At 57.6% G+C, this 17534-nt stretch carries 12 protein-coding genes; 2 read left to right on the top strand and 10 right to left on the bottom strand.

What is annotated here, in order from left to right; all coding sequences use genetic code 11:
- Positions 1 to 188 (top strand): hypothetical protein (locus QCM77_RS43525; protein ID WP_280096868.1); only part of this gene is annotated, 188 nt, incomplete at its 5' end.
- Between the two features lie 667 nt (positions 189 to 855).
- Here the strand turns inward: QCM77_RS43525 and QCM77_RS43520 are convergent.
- From QCM77_RS43520 to eda, 8 genes are all read right to left on the bottom strand, one after another.
- Positions 856 to 2904, bottom strand: coding sequence for a methyl-accepting chemotaxis protein (locus tag QCM77_RS43520; RefSeq protein WP_280096867.1), 2049 nt, complete (start codon positions 2902 to 2904; stop codon positions 856 to 858).
- Between the two features lie 332 nt (positions 2905 to 3236).
- Positions 3237 to 4820 carry a porin gene (locus QCM77_RS43515; RefSeq protein WP_280096866.1) on the bottom strand — a complete coding sequence of 528 codons (1584 nt, stop codon included), beginning with the start codon at positions 4818 to 4820 and terminating at the stop codon, positions 3237 to 3239.
- A 1012-nt stretch (positions 4821 to 5832) separates the two neighbouring features.
- Complete coding sequence (locus QCM77_RS43510) at positions 5833 to 6603, bottom strand: Crp/Fnr family transcriptional regulator (protein WP_280096865.1); 771 nt, start codon at positions 6601 to 6603, stop codon at positions 5833 to 5835.
- Between the two features lie 231 nt (positions 6604 to 6834).
- Positions 6835 to 8679 carry a phosphogluconate dehydratase gene (edd, locus tag QCM77_RS43505; RefSeq protein ID WP_280096864.1) on the bottom strand — a complete coding sequence of 615 codons (1845 nt, stop codon included), beginning with the start codon at positions 8677 to 8679 and terminating at the stop codon, positions 6835 to 6837.
- Positions 8680 to 8761: 82 nt separating this feature from the next.
- The gene (gene zwf, locus QCM77_RS43500) at positions 8762 to 10237 is read right to left on the bottom strand and encodes a glucose-6-phosphate dehydrogenase (protein WP_280096863.1); all 1476 of its coding nucleotides are present in this window, start codon (positions 10235 to 10237) and stop codon (positions 8762 to 8764) included.
- Between the two features lie 411 nt (positions 10238 to 10648).
- A complete protein-coding gene (locus QCM77_RS43495) occupies positions 10649 to 11296 on the bottom strand; it encodes an HAD family hydrolase (RefSeq protein WP_280096862.1) in 648 nt (215 codons plus the stop codon).
- 46 nt (positions 11297 to 11342) lie between these two features.
- Positions 11343 to 12080: a GntR family transcriptional regulator gene (locus QCM77_RS43490; RefSeq protein WP_280096861.1), complete on the bottom strand. Its 738-nt coding sequence runs from the start codon at positions 12078 to 12080 to the stop codon at positions 11343 to 11345.
- 336 nt (positions 12081 to 12416) lie between these two features.
- Positions 12417 to 13052, bottom strand: a complete 636-nt coding sequence (gene eda / locus QCM77_RS43485; RefSeq protein WP_280096860.1) for a bifunctional 4-hydroxy-2-oxoglutarate aldolase/2-dehydro-3-deoxy-phosphogluconate aldolase — start codon at positions 13050 to 13052, stop codon at positions 12417 to 12419.
- Between the two features lie 641 nt (positions 13053 to 13693).
- Here eda and QCM77_RS43480 point away from each other — a divergent pair.
- Positions 13694 to 14416: a GntR family transcriptional regulator gene (locus QCM77_RS43480; RefSeq protein ID WP_280096859.1), complete on the top strand. Its 723-nt coding sequence runs from the start codon at positions 13694 to 13696 to the stop codon at positions 14414 to 14416.
- A gap of 228 nt (positions 14417 to 14644) precedes the next feature.
- Here the strand turns inward: QCM77_RS43480 and QCM77_RS43475 are convergent, their stop codons facing one another.
- Together QCM77_RS43475 and QCM77_RS43470 are read right to left on the bottom strand one after the other, a co-directional pair.
- A complete protein-coding gene (locus tag QCM77_RS43475) occupies positions 14645 to 16165 on the bottom strand; it encodes a GMC oxidoreductase (RefSeq protein WP_280096858.1) in 1521 nt (506 codons plus the stop codon).
- Between the two features lie 130 nt (positions 16166 to 16295).
- Positions 16296 to 17030 carry a shikimate dehydrogenase family protein gene (locus QCM77_RS43470; RefSeq protein WP_280096857.1) on the bottom strand — a complete coding sequence of 245 codons (735 nt, stop codon included), beginning with the start codon at positions 17028 to 17030 and terminating at the stop codon, positions 16296 to 16298.
- Positions 17031 to 17534 lie beyond the last annotated feature (504 nt).

Raw genomic sequence — 17534 nt, 5'->3', positions numbered from 1 at the left:
ATGTACGAAAACAGGCCGCCCTGGTCCTTAAACCTGCCGCGCATGATCGCCTCTGCCGATTCGAGATGGATAAAGTGAATCATCAAGCCCCCTCCGTGGCGAGGGGGTTCTTCAGCAGACTGCTAGAGGAAGCGGATCGGATGGACCCGCTCAAGACTGAGCGCGGCCCTGACATTGAGGGCGTCTAACTCATCCGGCCCAAACGAATTGTTCAAGGCCCCAGGGTTGCGTCGGCGCGCTCTGCGGCGGCGAGACGGGGACCCGCTCCCGATGAGAACGGCTTCCACGCGGACCCAGAAGGCATCTTTTTGACTCCGGCTAAATATGCTTTCGGGGCCAAGATCATCCTCGCGCGCAGCAACGGGCCAAACGGCTCGGCGCCGCGGCGGGCACATCGTATGTCAGCGTCGCGCGGAAGGGAAAGCCGGCGATCGCCTTCCGACCTCGCCGACCGAGCATGGTCGGCTACCAAACGGGGGACAAACTGCCTTCGTCGGGGTTCCAAGCCGGATCACTGAGCTGGTGCGTCCTCTGCGAGCGCGGGCGACCGATTAACTAGGTGGCGACGATGGTAGCCACACAGTTCAACGTCCCGGCGAATTTTCTCGCTCACCGAGCGAACGCCGCGCTTCTTGCGCTTCCAGTTTCCTTCCAAGTCTGATGGGACAGAGACGCCTTGCGGAACGACTAAAAGATCGTGCCTTCCATTCAAATAGACGTCATACATGCGGCCCCCATTTCTCGCGCGTATCCTATAAGCAAGGGCTTCGGATAACCTGACGTTATCCAAGCTGCGGTCGCCCGCGCGCGGCTTCCACATTCCACCGTGCCGCGCGAGAAGGGTCGTTGGATCGCTCAAGTGGCTCGAAAGCTCCCCATGAAGGCGTCAAGTTCCTTGCGGAGCCGTTTGCTATCTGCTGACAACGCTCCAGCCGAATTTAGCACTTCGTTTGACGCCGATCCGGTACTGCTTGCCCCGCGATTGACCTCAGCAATGTTACTTGCCATTTCCTGAGTGCCTTGAGCCACGTTCCGCACGTTGCAAGCGATCTCGTGCGTTGCCGAGCTTTGATTCTCGACAGACAAAGCGATAGTCGATGCGATCTGCGAGATACAGCCGATTGTGTTACTAATTTCATTAATTGCCAAGACCGAGTCTTGCGTCGCCTCTTGCATGCCGTTGATATGAGAGGAGATCTCTTCAGTAGCCCTTGCGGTCTGACTAGCTAGCGACTTCACTTCTGAGGCAACCACCGCGAAGCCGCGCCCTGCCTCACCAGCACGGGCGGCTTCGATTGTCGCGTTCAGCGCTAGCAAGTCCGTTTGCTCGGCAATCTCCGTAATAATCTTGACAACGTCACCTATGCGTTGGGCAGCCTGCGAAAGCTTCATAATTTGATCATCGGCCTTCTGGGCCTGCCTCACGGCTCCCTCGGCCATCTTGTTCGACTCTGTTACCTGGCGACCTATTTCGTGAATCGAAGCGGTGAGTTCCGTCGTCGCGAACGCCACAGACTGTACGTTGGTAGATGCTTCTTCTGAAGCTGCCGCAACGCGACCGGCTAACTCCTGTGAGACCTCTGCCGTCCGTGTTAAAGTTCCTGCAGCTGCTTCCAATTGGTTAGCTGAACTAGATACGTTTGAGACGATCGATCCGACAGCGGCCTCGAACTCGTTTGCGAACCGGTTGAGTTCGGACCGGCGCTGCTCGCTGGCGGACTTGCTTTGAAACTCCCGCTCTCGCGCCTCGCATTCGGCTTTAGCAGACGCCTGCACTTTAAATTCCTCAACAGCGTTAGCCATCTCTCCCACTTCGTCGCCCCTACCAAGCCCCGGCAGGATAACGTCAAAATTACCGTTCGCTAGTTCTCGCATCGCCGCGCACATCGCGATCATCGGTCGCGAAATCCCGCGGCCAAGCATGAACGCGAGGACAATGCCAAAAAACAGTCCACCCATGCCGAGCAAAAATACCAGCTTTTCCGTGCCATTGACGGTCGATGTTGTAGCCAGCGAAACCCGCTTCTGGTCCTCTACAACGTCGTCCTTCATTGATTTGGCATCTTTGACAATGGCGTCCGCTGATTCATTCATCGCGGCGACGAGATTTCGAATTGCTTTCGTATTTTCGATAAGATTTGCAACTGCATTTTGGTAATCGTCAATAAGAGCGCCGATTTCCTTTATTTTGGGGAGCAACAGCTTCTCATCGGTTAAGAGCGCTGCGAGACCGCTCTTAACAAGGCCGATACGGATAGAAGTGCTCGCGAAAGACGTCTGTTCTGGCTGAACAATATAGTTGCTAACGGTAGTACCGATCGTGAATAGCTGCGAGTTTAGTTCCTTGAGATTGGTCTCAAGAGAAGCTTGCCCCTGACCTGCTGGGTCTTTTAGTACTTCGTCTATCTTAGAACGGAGCAATTCCATTGTGTTGTTTAGATCGGCTGCATTTTTTCGGTTCTTGGTCTTCAACGCGACGACATTCGTAAAAATGGATGCAAACGTTCTGAACTTCTCTTGAAGAGATGAGACTCGGTCATTGCTAAAGATTAACACCTCGCTCGCGTTCTTGATCGTATCGCTGAGTTCAAGCTCGGCTTCCTTGGCCGCGGAAAGGTCTCCGGGCAAGCCTGTTTGAACGTAGTAGCGCACCAAATGCCGGTACGCCAAAAGAGCGCGATCAATTTCGCGCGTGGTGTCCGATTGCACGACGATAGATTGGTAGGCACTTGAACCGACTGAAACTCGCTCAAATCCGAAATATGTGGCGCCAAGACTAACTGCCCACAACGAGAGCACGAGCGCGAAGCCAAGTATTATCTTGATCTGAAATTTGAGGTTAGACAGGAGGCCGATATGACTGCTGGCGACCGCCTCTTTTTTGCTGTCTACTAAGATCATCATGTGAGAACCTCTTCCAAAGCGAAACCCCATGTCGGGACGCGTCGACAAGCATCTTGCAGACGTCCCAGGTTCGGCGGAATTCATCCGCAGCCATACCCCTGTTTCAATTGCATTCCGGAACCTCGATTGACGGATTGCCGCGGACCCGAGAGCCGACTAGCAGCGGCTCGGGCTCTTCATCGTCGATCCGTCGGTTCGAAGCGGGCTCATTCAGATGAGTTAAAAGAGGACATTTCTCCAGAGCGAAGGCCCCCGATGGGCATATCGGAGGCCTTTTTGGAGGTTTAAACAAATCGCGTAGACTTGTTTTCCCTTTCGGGACGGTTAGCCGCTCACCAGTTGCGCTGAGCGCGGAGGATCATGGCGATCGAGTCCTGATCCTTCAGCTCGTAGACGGCGGCCGGCTTGGCGGTCACGACGTTCGGGACGAGACCAACCGTGCCTGAATACTTCTGGTCGAGATGGGTCCAGGAGAGGTCAGCCGAGAACGTCAGGTTCTTGACCGGGGTCCAGCGAGTGACGAGACCGAGCTGGCCGATCGCGAAGTCCGGGTTACAGCCGGTCACACCCGCCAGGCCACCGAACACGCCGCCAGCACCGCCGGCGCCGCAGAGGGTGGTCTTGGCCAGCGTGCCGAACTGGGCCTGGGCGTAGGCACCGTAGAGCGCCGAGTTCCAGTTGGGATCCCAGTTGTGGGTGTAAGCGCCACGGAAGCCCCAGGTCTTGACGGTTTCCTGCGAGCTGCCGGTCACGAACACCGTGTCAGGAGCATTGGCGAAGCCGAGGCTGCCGTAGGTACCAGCAGTGCTCGAGCTACCGTACAGCGCGTAGGAGCTGCCCGACAGGTTCTGGAAGTTGTAGCGGGTCGCACCGTCGGTGTAGACGCCCTGGATGTTGATCGTGTCACCCGCGCCGGTCGGGATGTTCTTGATCGACAGAGCGAGCTGAACCGCCCAACCCCACTTGTCGTCGGGGTGGCCGGAGACTTCGGTCGCGCCGTAGTAACCAACGTGGTTGTCATGCGCAGCCACCGACGCCTGGAAGAGGCCCCAGGCCTGGTCGACACGCACCTGACCGACGAGGTTCGGCGAACGCGAGCCGCCGAGAGCGTTGGTGCCGTAGGAGCCGCCGATCATGCCACCCGCGGTCGCGCCGGTCATGTTGAGGTTGCCGGCCTGATAGTAGACAGTCGCGTCTTCCGCCGAGAACGACGCCGTCACGCCCTGGCCGAAGTCGGCCGTGTAGGTGAACTGGGTGACGCCGGTAACGGTGCCGCTGCCGCCGACGAGGTTGTCGGTGATGTTGCCGGGATAGTTGGTCCAGGGCGCGTCGAACTGCGACACGGCCTTACCCATCGTGAAGCCGGCGAACTGGATGAAGGCGTAGTACACGCCGAGCGAACCGCCCGAAGTGTTGCCGTCGGTGCCGTTCACCGAGCCGGAGCCGTTCGAACCGACGAGGCCGGTGCCCGCAGCGTTGAGACCGAGCGAACCGCTGTACTGGGTTCCGCCCGTTGCCGAACCGGTGGCCGAATAGTTGCCGGTCGTCCAGCTGAAGACGCCGTCGAAGAAGGTGCGAACCACGCCGTACTCGGTCGCGGTGCGGGTGTCGATATTCAGGTCTTCACGAGCGCGGAAGGTGTAGTAGTTCAGCAGGCGGTTGCGAGCACCGGCAACACCGCTCTGAGCCGGATTGAAGTCCGAGTTGGTGTTAAAGTTTGCGTCAGCTCGCACGTAACCACCGAGCTTGATGCAGGTGTCGGTGCCCGGGATGTAGTAGAAACCGGCGCCGTACAGCGAGCAGATCTTCACGTATTCGACCGCCTTCGCCTTCACGGGAAGATCAGCAGCATGCACTGCGCTGCTCGCGAGCAATGTTGCTGCGGTAGCCAAGAACACACGCTTTGAACTATTCATTGAAATCTCCGTTTGCTTTCAGGATCAATCGCCTGCGTTGCGAGATGAAGCTGGTCCCCAGAAGCCCACTCAGTCGATCAACCCACGAGCTCTGCAGCCGCGCCTTGAGAGAAAGTGAGTTTGACGATTGAGTCCCCCCTCATCACCAAAACAACTTCGCAGGTTCAGCGTAATTTGCTCGCGTCAACACGGTACGTAACGTACGCATCGGCGATCGGCTTTTTGGCTGTGTCTTCTCTGCGGCAAAACCGTTCGCTTCGTACGGACGCCGAGATCGATCGTTCGTTTCGTACCAAAGATACAACCTCAAGCCGTTACGCCGAGATCTCTCCGAGCGAGATTCGTCCGTGTCGAGCTGCCATCCGACGATTTCGTGCTTCAAGCCGACTCCGCAATCGCCGACTACTAAGTGGACTTGAAGCAGGACCACCCCGTCACGGCTCGGCCGAACAGCAGCAGTTGACCGTCCGGTCGAATAGCTCTTGAGGCTACCTCTCGAGCCAGATGGAAGCGCCACTCACGAGGATCGTGACGCACCTCAGGCATCTCAACAAACGAATGTCGCTCGCAACGTCTTCTAGGATGACTGGCTATCGTGAATCCATCGATGGCCTAACCAGGCCCGCCGCGCGATGTCATCCTGGCCATCTCCTGGCGCAGGGCGCGCTGACTGCGCACTAAATGGATTCTTGCGAGTTTCACACGGTCAGTTGGCCCGGATGCGCTGCAGAGCGACCCGCGCTCCGCGTCTCACTGAGCGGCAAATAGCTGCGTCACTTTGGCACTGGTCAGATGAATCGACTGCTCGAGTGCACGCTAGTTGGCCCGGCTCATCAAAGCGCATAAGAGATACAGACGCGATCGCTGCGATCGAAGATCGCGCGGAGGAAAGCGTCTCGTCATCCCGCTGATTTGTGGTCCTGCGGAAGAACTAGAGACGGGTGCGTCCGGATCACCACAATCCGAGCGCATCCATTGCGCCAGGTCGATCCGCGGTACGGCTAGCGCAGAATTATTTGCCATGTTGCTCATTACAACTGAGCACGGCGACTTCGTATTGGAGCGTGTCACGGGCCAGATGTTCAAGGGATGTGTAGGCGCCGGCGATTATCCCATAGCAACCGCATGCCTCCTGCTGCAGTCTGCCGTGATCCTCGATGCACAGCACCCCTCTCATTTTTCGAATTAAGCCTTGCTCCTCAAAACGAATAAGGGCCTCCGTCACACTCGGGCGACGCAATGCCAGAGCATGTGAAAGATAGTCGTGTGTGACCGGAAGAACCTGCTTATCGAGTGCATCACTTGCCAAGCAGAGCCAGCACGCCAGTCGCTGTGCGTGGCGATGACGGACACCACACAATCCGGCTTGAGCGTTATGCAAATCGAGCGCTCTGACATATCTTCTGACATGTTCCTGAACTTGTGGACACTCATTCATGACGCGGCGCAGATCGTCAAAATGAATTCGTAGTGCAGTTCCAGCAACAATCACAATCGACTGCCGTGTAGGAAAATATTCGCCCAACAGGATCGAAGCTCCTATGGCGCCTCGATTTCCTATGATCGCAGTCTCCAGGATACTGCCTGCAGCAACAGTCCGCAGGGACACGAGCCCGGATTCAACGAAGTAGACGTACTCCATTCCCCTTTTCGGCTCCTGCAAAACCATGCGTTCTCTCAAGTCGATAGGCTCAAGAGAAGCACTCAAAGATGCGAGTTCAGGTAAAGGCAGACCGGCCAAAATTGCATTTCTCGCATGGGTCTTTTTGGAATACACAAGCATCTGACAATCTCCGATTGATCGGAAGCAATGGTCTTACGGCTGACAGGTAAGCTCCTCTCCAGAGCAGCAAATGTTAGGTGCTCGTTGAACCATACGGGCGCCGAATTTCTGTCAAGCTGCGCTGTTCAACACCAGCATTCCATTCGAGAGAAGCTGCGATCACGTCCTACTTTTGGGAGTCGAGATCGCTCTCGCCGAGCTTCCCTCCACTGACGAAAGTCCAAACAACATCTACACGCATGGGCTATCGAGGATCGATGCCCCCCGTTCCGCCGAACCGACCGCCGAGCGAAACACGGAAAACAAGGCGCGGCCGGTGCCGACTTGGTTGGCGGAAAGATCGGCCTGCGCCGGAGGACGAGCCGCCCATTCAGTGGCACTGATCAGGACCTCGAGTCGCCCTGATACGCAATCGATACGGATTGGATCACCATCGCGGATCTTGGCAATGGGACCACCGTCCAACGCCTCCGGAGTAACGTGGATGGCTGCCGGCACCTTGCCAGAAGCTCCGGAAAGCCTGCCGTCGGTAACCAGCGCGACCTTGAACCCACGGTCCTGCAGCACAGACAACGGTGGTGTCAGCTTATGCAGTTCCGGCATACCGTTGGCCTTGGGCCCTTGGAAGCGGACTATCGCCACCATATCTCCGGTCAGGTCACCAGCTTTGAAGGCGGCTTGAAACTCGTCTTGGCCGTGAAAGACACGCGCTGGCGCTTCGATGATATGGCGCTCGCTCGACACCGCTGAGGTCTTGATGACAGCGCGGCCGACATTTCCTGCGAGCAGCGCCAGGCCGCCCGTTTGCTGGAACGGCGATGCCACGCCGCGCAGCACCGTCTCGTCGCCGCTGGCGGCAGAGACGTGGCGCCAGGCGAGCCCGCCATCGTTGGTGAGGAACGGTTCCTGCGTGTAAGCGGCAAGCCCTTTTCCGACAATTGTGTTCGCACTATCATGCAGAAGGCCGGCTCCCAGCAGTTCTTGAATGAGAAATGCCATCCCACCCGCTTTGTGAAAGTGATTTATGTCGGCCGAACCATTCGGATAGACGCGCGCGAGAAGGGGCGTAACCTCGGCGAGTGCCGCAAAGTCGTCCCAGTCCAGCGTAATGCCGGCGGCCGCGCCCATGGCCACGAGGTGAAGCGTGTGGTTGGTCGAGCCACCGGTCGCATGAAGGCCGACGATGCCGTTCACGAAGGCACGCTCGTCGAGGACCCGGCCGATTGGGATGTATTCGTTTTTGATTGCCGTGATCGCGAGAGCTCGCTGTACGGCTGCGCGAGTCAAGGCGTCTCGTAACGGCGTATCGGGCGCGACGAAGGAAGCCCCTGGTAGATGCAGGCCCATGATTTCCATGAGCATCTGGTTGGTGTTAGCCGTACCATAGAAGGTACAGGTTCCGGGGGAATGATAAGCGCGCGACTCTGCCTCGAGCAGTGCACTCGGGTCGGCCTCGCCTGCAGCATGGAGTTGTCGAATCCTCGACTTTTCAGTGTTGGACAGCCCGCTGCTCATGGGCCCGGACGGAATGAACACGGCCGGGAGGTGGCCAAACGACAGTGCGCCAATGACGAGACCTGGCACAATCTTGTCGCAGATCCCGAGAAATACGGCGGCGTCGAAGGTTTGGTGGGACAGCGCAACGGCAGTCGACATCGCGATCAAGTCACGGGAGAAGAGCGAGAGTTCCATGCCGGCTTCACCCTGCGTGATGCCGTCGCACATGGCGGGCACCCCACCAGCTACAAGCGCGGCTCCTCCGGCTTCCCTTGCGGCTTGCCGGATCAACTGAGGATACCGCTCGTAGGGCTGATGGGCGGAGAGCATGTCGTTGTAGGCGGTGACAATGCCGAGCGCAGCGCCGCGACCATCACGCAGCATTTTCTTGTCGGCGGCACTGCAAGCTGCAAAGCCGTGAGCTTGATTTGCGCAACCCAACGATTGTCGTTTGGGCGAATGGGTGGCAGCGCGATCGACACTCTCCAGATAGCGTGCGCGGCTTTCGTGGCTCCGCCGCGCAATGCGGTCAGTCACCTCGCCGATTCTAGAATTCAAGGAGACTGAGCTGTTGATCATAGAAGCTTTCTCTGAATGAGAACGAGAACAACGTGATGGGCGGCATTCCCTGCGGCGCGAGCTATCGCAAGCCTGATAATCATCATTCGGCCTCGCACCAGGTGCGGCCGTCGCGCAGGATAAGGGCGTCGGCGGCCGATGGCCCCCAGGTGCCGGCTGCGTAGAGGCAAGGTGGCTGGTTCGCACCGCGCCAAGCAGCGAGGATGGGGTCGATCCAGCGCCAAGCCGCTTCGACCTCGTCTCGGCGCATGAAAAGTGTCTGGTTGCCGCGGACAACGTCCATGATCAGGCGCTCATAAGCATCCGGGTTGCGAACGCCGAAGGCGGTGGCAAAACTCATATCGAGAGGTACCTGTTGCAAGCGCATGCCACCGGGACCAGGGTCTTTGATCATCAGCCACAGCTTTACACCTTCATCCGGCTGTAATCGGATCACGAGGCGGTTCGCCGCAATCGGACCGGCGTCGACATCGAACGGATCGTGCGGCGTTGGACGGAACGCAATAACAATTTCGGATACGCGAGCCGGCAGCCTCTTACCGGTGCGCAGATAGAATGGCGTACCAGACCAACGCCAGTTGCGGATCTCGGCCTTGATCGCAACGAAAGTCTCGGTGTCCGACGTCGACACACCGACTTCCTCCAAATAACCCGGAAGAGCGCCCGATACCGACGCGCCGACGCTATATTGGCCTCGCACGGTGACTAGCCCTGCATTGCGCGCGTCGATCGGAGAGAGCGCTCTCAAAACTTTGAGTTTCTCGTCGCGTACCGCGTCGGCGTCGAGCGACACAACCGGTTCCATTGCCACGAGACACAGCAATTGCAAGAGATGGTTCTGAACCATATCGCGCAATGCACCCGCGGTGTCGTAGTAGCCTGCACGGCCAGCAACACCGACACTCTCAGCCACGGTGATCTGGACATGGTCGATATGTGCGCTGTTCCAGTTTGGCTCGAACAGCGCGTTGGCGAACCGCAACGCCATTAAGTTCTGAACGGTTTCTTTGCCAAGATAGTGATCGATCCGATACAGGTGACGCTCATCGAATACGCGACTCATTGTGTCGTTGAGAGCCACGGCGCTGGCGAAATCCTTCCCCAGCGGTTTTTCGACAACGACCCGCGCGTCCCCTCCGCTCAGCCGATATCGAGAGAGTCTCGCGCAAAGCGGCTCAAACAATGATGGGCCAGTCGCGAAGTAGAATATCCTCGTGACGCGCGGATGGCGACCCAGCAGATCCGCAAGAACGCTCCAGCCCTCATCCCCCTCGGCGTCGAGGGTCACGTAATTCAAGCGCGCGAGAAAACGATCGAGTTCTGCGGTGCTGATGTCGGCTGGCGGAACGTGCTCGAGAAGAGCGGCCCGGGCGACCGACACGAAGGCCTCGACCTCCAGGCGCTGGCGACCTGTGCCGACGATCGGCGCACCTGCTGGCAATTGGCCAACGCGATCGCGTTGATAGAGCGCCGGGAGCAATTTGCGGCGCGCAAGATCACCAGTCGCACCAAAGACCGTAAGCGCGAAAGGTTGGACAGGAATTGTGCGACTGGACATCAACGTCGTGAAGACCGCCTACTCGATGAATAGCATCTTGGCAAAATCGCGATGCGCCTCCTCGCGTACTGACGCGCAGAGTAGCAGCTACATGCGTTACCAGTCGTCTGACAACAGACCGCAGAACGATTATGAAGTCAAGTATCTTAGACCCTCCTAGGTCTTTTTCGCTCTGACGACGTACGAAGGACACTGCACGCGGCACCGTTGCGGCAATCGTTGGCGCCCCGAAACAAGAATCCAAATGGGGGATCCGACTGAACCGTACTACCAATACGACGCAGTTTTCTGTGCGCGCCCCAAGAGAAATCGAACCGAATTTTCAAGTGAATGTGACGCTATACGGTAGCGCTTTGCTGAACTGAAGAGCCAAGCCGTAAAATTGCCCTCGCAGTATTTGTTTATGTTCAGTCAAACGATGGGGAGGGAGGACACCACTCCGCAGAGGTCAAGGATTGCCCCCATCGCCTTGCGTCTGATGCTCAGATCGCACTCATCACAAGCAATAAAAATCGTCCTGAGCCCGGCGGCCTGGGCTGACTGTAAGCCACTTTGGCTGTCCTCGATGGCGACCAATTCGAGGGGGACGCAGTCCAGGCGACGACAAGCTTCAAGATAAGGTGTCGGGTCTGGCTTCCCGACGGCAACGTCATCTCGGCTGATGGAGAACTCAAGCAGGTCACGGATACCAAGGGCCGAGAGGTTAGCATCCACAATGATGCGCTCCGAATTGGACACGCAAACCTGACGTATTCCAGCCGCGCGTAACGCCTGCATCGTCTCAAGAACGAAGGGTTGAGCAACAAGAGACGACGACCGGTTAACATATGCATCGATGATCTCGTTACGCCAGGTCGCAAATGTAAGCTTGGGCGGAAACCGTGCCTCCAATACCTGCCAAGTCCAGTCCATATCGCGGCCGATAAATTGTTCGTGGGACGCAGGCCCGAGATTGACGCCGTACCGCATCGACGTCGTGGTCAGGCAAAGGTGGTGCAACGGCTCACTATCGACGAGGGTGCCGTCAATATCCCACGCAATCGCTCTTGCTTTGGTCATACGTAGGATGCTCTGGAAGCAAACGCATAAGGCATGGTGGGTCGATTCACTTGCGGACAAAGCTAAAGGTAAACCGGCTCCCCCGATGGTAATCCTTCGAGAAAAGAACGGGCGTTCCAATGCGCGTATAAGCTACCTCGGTCACAAGAAATGCTGGCCCGAAGTCACTGAGATTATTGCGGTCGCTGACCTTTTGCGGGAGCAGAACCGCGCTAGCCGAGGCCGTGGACATCGAAGGTCGCTGGCGATACCGCTCCAACAGATTCAAAACAGAGCCGCTCCAATCGATATCTGAAACATGATCTGGAATGATCGGCCGTGGAATGTAGTCAACGCAGTAGACCAGCACCTCCTTGCCATGCATGCGCAGGCGTTCGAGACGGATCACTCGCGCGCGGGCATTCAGGCGCAAGGCGGCCTGCACCTCTTCCGATGGATCCTGCTCCAAAACCGAAAGCACCTTGTTCGTCGGCTTGTAACCGAACCGACGGACCATGTCGGTGACGCTCTCGAAGCAGGTGATTGGCCGCTCAACCTGCAGGGTTCCCATTGCCGAGACGAAACGTCCTTTGCCATGTTTGACATAGATCGTTCCATCCTGCTCCAAAAGCTTCAGCGCTTCACGCAAGGCCGGACGAGAAATCCGAAAGGCTTGTGTAAGTTCGGATTCTGTCGGCAACTGGTCACCAGGCTGCAACTTACGCTCTTCGATCATGGCGCTGATCGCGTCACGCAGTTGTAGGACCAAAGTGCGTTCATCACGGAGAGGCACGACGGACGACATGTTGCAAGCCTATCGAAGTGATCAGTTGTCAAACGGTACTTGTGTTACTTCGCGAGGCTCGATGGAAGTGCTTTTCCAACATGCACCGATCAATTGAGAGCAAGACACCAAAGCCCCTGACGACCCGCGCTTGCCCCCGTCGGCCAGACGTCAGACAACAGGCAACATTATGGGACGTAGCTTGTCAAGCGTAATGGGATGCAAAGGGCTATTTTGAATCCACGCCCCCCGGAACGCACCGTCCATCGTTGCCTTAAGGAATGAATGAGAGCTAAAGCGCTGAAAGAAGCTGTCTCCTCGTCCACTTTGGTGATCTCGACCTGAACTTCCTGATGTTCACAGGCTCGCCGCCTCCCGACTGAGTCTTTCAACTTCATGCCAGTTTTCCTCACGTAGGAGGGCTGGTAGTACCATCCATGAGCCGCCAACGCAGATGACATTCGGAAGATCTAGATAGCGGCGCGCATTCTCGGGTGTGATTCCGCCGGTCGGGCAAAACTTCAGTTGCGGAAGCGGGGACGCCCAGGCTTTCAGCATGTTGGCACCGCCTGCAGCCTCAGCCGGGAAAAACTTGGCGTAGCCTGCTCCCCACTCAATCAGTTGCATCGCCTCCGACGCAGAGGCGGCACCCGCCAGCATGGGGATGTCTTCGTCCGCCGAAGCATCCAGCAGAGTTTCCGTCATCCCCGGGGAAACGGCGAAACGGGCGCCGGCGTGCCTGGCCTCCTGTATCTGCCTCGCGTTCAGCACGGTTCCTGCGCCGACGATCGCGCCTTCAAGCGCCGCCATCTCGCGAATGGCCTCGAACGCCGCCGACGTGCGAAGCGTCACCTCGATTACCTTGAGGCCTCCCCTCAAAAGCGCGATGCCTAGCGGACGAGCATGGGCGGGATTGTCAATCACCACCACGGGAATGACTGGCGCGTGCGCAAGAATTTGCCCCAGCGTTTGCTGACCTGTCCGCATGCTCATGCCCCGATCCACCCTAAGATGCTGCCGCCGTGTTGAGTTCGTCCGCGCCGCGCAGGAGGTGCGAACTTGTGATCAACCCGGGCCAGATAGGCGGTAACAAAGGGTGACTCCATTCGCAAGCTCGGTCGGTTAAGGCCGCGATACGTTTGTAGAGTTTAGTCATAGTAACCTCCGCGGGCTTCAGGGGGAGTCGACGCGCATGTCGCAGGACAACGGGATTTTGGATCATACCCTCGGATGAGTGAGGCGAAGAAGGCGCTATTGACGTTGCCTTTTCGCGGAAAAACCGTGTGGTGGCCGTGGGCGAACGCTCTCCGACGTTGTAAGACAACAATGAGACGCAATGCGTGCCGATCGGAACGAACATGACCTACGGAAAGGCGATGATGATCCAAAGCTCCTCACAGTGCCGAAGCCGCGTGGGGCTGGCAGCCGGAACGATCTCCGCACTCGCTGCCGGTCCTTTGGAGATTGCCAAAGCTCTGACCATGCGTGCGTTCGGACAAAGGCATGCTTGCTTCTTGTCTTCGCAAAGGTCTGGACAATGCGCCTATCGAACGCCTTTTTAGGCCGCGTTGAAAGCTGTCATTGACTCAGGACACGTCTTGGGCCTCGCGCCTAAACGCCGGAGAAATAGCGAGATGACTAGGACCAAAGAGACCGGCCCAGAACGTATTCGAAATGGCGTGCTCGAACTCATTCAACAGCAGAACCTCAGCTTCGGCGAAAAATTGCCGACCGAGGAAAAGTTGACAGAATTGCTGAAGGTATCTCGCCCCGCCTTGCGCGAGGGTCTGAAGCGGTTGGAGCAGGAGGGCATAATCGATGTCGTCCACGGCAAAGGCCGCTTCGTCGCCGCGGGGAGCGCTCTCAACATCGATCGACCAATCACCAAATTCGAAAGCGTCACCGACATGGTGCGCACGCACGGCTATCGCACCACAGTGGAGGTTCTAGGCTTCGGCGTAGTGCCTGCCAACAAGCAGCATGCGCAGGAGTTGCAGGTCGCTGAAGGCTCGCCCCTATTGCGTTTGGAGCGGTTGAGGCGAGCCAAAAACGAGGCTATCGTATATTCGATCGATCTGGTGCCGCGCAACCTTATCGGCGAGGGCCTTCACTCCCACGACCTGAGCGGCTCGCTTCTGGAACTACTGTCAGGCCATGATGTTCGACCGGTTGCATCCACGGCAAAGGTTTCAGCCGTAAACCTTCCCAAAGAAACGATCGAGCTGCACGGGCTCCACGATTTCGGACCGGCACTAAAGATTACCGAATTGTGCTTCACCGAGCGCGGCCAACCGGTGGTAATTGCCGAGGTCTATCACTCGGGCAGCGCCTTCAGCTTCAGTTTTGTACGTCGATAGCCGGTTTGGAGCAATGCCGCCTCCTCCTTGTCAGGGCGTCGCGGTGAGGCGAGCAACTGGTTGGATGGAGAGGTCGGCCTGCCACCACGTGAGGGCCGCAAGGTGTCTGGGGTGAGAACTGGATCCTCGAGTAACGCAGGCGGCACTGTGAGGGTGGTCGACTACTGCATCGACCAGCGCGGTCCCGGGGAACCTTTATGACGAAGCCCTCGAGCCCCGGGAAGCTCGTTAGCGAGTGTCCTGGTGCCAGGTATCTCTTAAGTGACTGCCGACGCGAAGGGCTTGGGCGCAAACCGTCAGGGCCGGGTTCAACGCAGCAGAGGATGGGAAGAAGCTTGCATCGACGACGTGCAGATTGGGATGATCATGCGATTGGCACAGTCCATTAAGCGCCGAAGTAACGGGATCATTTCCCATGCGAACCGTGCCGCATTGATGTACCGGCCCTTTAATGCCGGACGGACGGTGAAGAACGACCGGAAATATTCTTCGGAGATGGCCTCGCACGTGACGCACGAACCGGGTATGCGCAGCAACGTCGCCAGGATGATAAGCAACCTCAACCCGGTCGCCGGGCAATAGCCGAACCCGGCTTTCGACCCGCGGCAGATCCTCGGACATGCAGAGCCAGTCGACGCTGTGCCGGGCAACAATATCTGCGATCGGCCCTGGTACCCACGGCATGTTCGCGCGGATCATCGGCCCCTTGAGATTGCTGAGCATTTGAATATTGCCGCGCGCCGCGGAGTCATTCGGCAAACCGTAGTAGAAATCGTTGATCGCCATGGTCTTGGTGAACTTTGCTTCGTTCACACGCCACGGCATGAGGCCGACCAAGCCGGTGAGATGATGGTTCATTAGATACCGTCCAACCACGCCCGAGCGGTTGGCGATGCCATCTGGATACGCTTCGTTCGCCGAGCGTAACAAGATGAGTGCCGAATTGATCGCGCCGGCACTTAGCACAATGATGCGCGCTTCGACGCGAAGCATCTGCCCGTTCCGCAGTAATTCGACAGCGGCGATGCGCCCATCGGGAGCAGGGATAAGACGGGTGACCTGAGCCTTGGTCCATAGGGTAACGTCAGGATGGTCGAGAATTGGCCGGATCAGACGCGACTCACCGTCACCTTTGGCTCCGTACCGGCAGGCGAATCCATCGCACGCACCGCAGCGACGACAACTACCGCCCGGGCCAAAATCTATGGCCACCGGGTTCGAAAACGGGCGCAGTCCCTGCTTTGCTAATTGCACAGCCATTTCGGCAATAATGGGTTCATGCGGGACGGCGTCATGCGCATATCCGGCTGAACGCGGCGGCTCAGTGGGATCTACTCCTGCCTGCCCGCGTACACCGAAAAGCCGCTCTCCTGCGTCGTACCACGGTTCGAGGTCAGAATAGGAAATGGGCCAGGCAGGCGAAATTCCATCTTCATGGGCAACTTCGCCAAAGTCGCGCTCACGAAAGCGGAACATCGCTGCGCCGTAGAATTTCGTATGACCGCCGACATAGTAGAACTGACCGGGGCGATAGCGTTGTCCGCTTTCGTCCTGATACTCTTCATGTGTCCTGTAACGCTTCTGGGTGTAGACCGCCTCTACGTCCGAATTTTCCGGCTCATTTGGCAGGAAATCACCCCGCTCAAGGATCAATATCTTCGCGCCTGATCCTGCTATTTGCCGAGCAACCGATCCACCTCCCACCCCAGAACCGATGATTACGATATCCGTCCTAATTTGCTCGACCACAATTCTCTCCTAAGATTCGGCGATCGCGGTTCGGGTCAGGGGGCGATCCTAGCCGTTCCGCGCAGCCGCGCTCAGCCGCCCGATCATCTTGCTCGGGAGCTTCTTCATGTTCATCAGGTTTAACCGCGCTCTATGCGAGGGTTTTCAGCAGCGCCTCACGCATCGCCGGCGCAGGGGCCTCAACGCCGGTGTAAAGCGTGAATTGATGGAGCGCTTGATGAAGCAACATTAGCCAACCGGGTACCGGAACCAGCCCCCGTCGTTCCGCTTCCGCGCATAGCGGCGTATATACTGGGTTGAACACAACATCGAACACGGCTCGCGCATCCGGGAAGTGGTCCAGGTTAAGAAGATCATCCGACAGCGTCGAAACAGGCGTCGTGTTGACTACGAGGTCAAACCCCAAGAAGGACTGCGTCTCCAGACTTTGTGGGGGTGAAAGCCCGAAATCTGAGGCGAGAGATACGCCGGCGTGGTGATTTCTGGCCGCGACTTCAACCTGCCAGCCCGCACTTTTGAGGCCAAATACCAATGCACGGGCAGCACCACCTGCGCCCAGCACTATTGCTCGTCCCGGCTGATGCACCCCGCACTCTCGCAGTGCGTCCAAGGCGCCACGCCAGTCTGTATTGTGACCTGTAAGCCGACCGGCCTTGTTAACAACCGTATTGCACGCGCCAATAGCGGCTACGTCGGCAGACGTCTCATCGAGATACGCAATGATATCCCGCTTGTAAGGCATTGAAACAGCAAAACCCTTGAAATCCAATTCGAGAAACGCAGCTACCGTTGCTCCAAGGTCCTGGCTTTCAACTGAAGCGTATCGAAAATCCAACCCTAGTGCCTTGTATCCCGCCTCGTGCATTTTTACGCCCAGCCCGAGTGGGCTCACACGTCCCGACACAGATCCACAAAGCGGAGGTAGTGTACGCGCCATTTGATTCACCGTGAGAGAGGCTCCATCCCGAAACTTGGCGCGCGGAACCTCGCTGGAGTTATGCGCCAATCACAACGACGGAGACTCCGCTGACTTCCGTAACGTCGGGAGCCGCTGATGGACGTTGTCTGGATAAAATCCAGTACCACATACGGCCCTCACGTCGTCTGACACCACTAAGAAGAATCCCTCCACACGTCAAGAATCATTTTGACGAATCCGAAGTTGATCGCAGGATTTCAGGGATTTTTCCAAATTATCGCGTCGAAGCGTTGTAAGACAACGATGGCGTGAAAAGCGCTTGTAGAGCCGGTCCCGATTGTCTGAACAAAAATTCCGCGTCGATAAGTGGAGACTCTGCCGGTGTTAGGCCGCCGCGCGGAGCGGAGGAAGATCGAAGTAGGCTTGATCCGGGGTGCGGTCGTCAAGGCT

Origin of the sequence: Bradyrhizobium nivariense (genome assembly GCF_029846695.2) — a bacterium.
Taxonomy (GTDB): Bacteria; Pseudomonadota; Alphaproteobacteria; order Rhizobiales; family Xanthobacteraceae; genus Bradyrhizobium.
This window is presented reverse-complemented; position numbering and strand designations above follow the sequence as displayed.

Excerpts from the sequence above, each read along its gene's own strand:
- QCM77_RS43480 (WP_280096859.1), top strand. The coding sequence starts at position 13,694 with ATGACTAGGACCAAAGAGACCGGCCCAGAACGTATTCGAAATGGCGTG.
- edd (WP_280096864.1), bottom strand. The coding sequence starts at position 8,679 with ATGATCAACAGCTCAGTCTCCTTGAATTCTAGAATCGGCGAGGTGACT.
- QCM77_RS43520 (WP_280096867.1), bottom strand. The coding sequence starts at position 2,904 with ATGATGATCTTAGTAGACAGCAAAAAAGAGGCGGTCGCCAGCAGTCAT.
- eda (WP_280096860.1), bottom strand. The coding sequence starts at position 13,052 with ATGAGCATGCGGACAGGTCAGCAAACGCTGGGGCAAATTCTTGCGCAC.
- QCM77_RS43470 (WP_280096857.1), bottom strand. The coding sequence starts at position 17,030 with ATGCACGAGGCGGGATACAAGGCACTAGGGTTGGATTTTCGATACGCT.
- zwf (WP_280096863.1), bottom strand. The coding sequence starts at position 10,237 with ATGTCCAGTCGCACAATTCCTGTCCAACCTTTCGCGCTTACGGTCTTT.
- QCM77_RS43495 (WP_280096862.1), bottom strand. The coding sequence starts at position 11,296 with ATGACCAAAGCAAGAGCGATTGCGTGGGATATTGACGGCACCCTCGTC.
- QCM77_RS43490 (WP_280096861.1), bottom strand. The coding sequence starts at position 12,080 with ATGTCGTCCGTCGTGCCTCTCCGTGATGAACGCACTTTGGTCCTACAA.
- QCM77_RS43510 (WP_280096865.1), bottom strand. The coding sequence starts at position 6,603 with ATGCTTGTGTATTCCAAAAAGACCCATGCGAGAAATGCAATTTTGGCC.
- QCM77_RS43515 (WP_280096866.1), bottom strand. The coding sequence starts at position 4,820 with ATGAATAGTTCAAAGCGTGTGTTCTTGGCTACCGCAGCAACATTGCTC.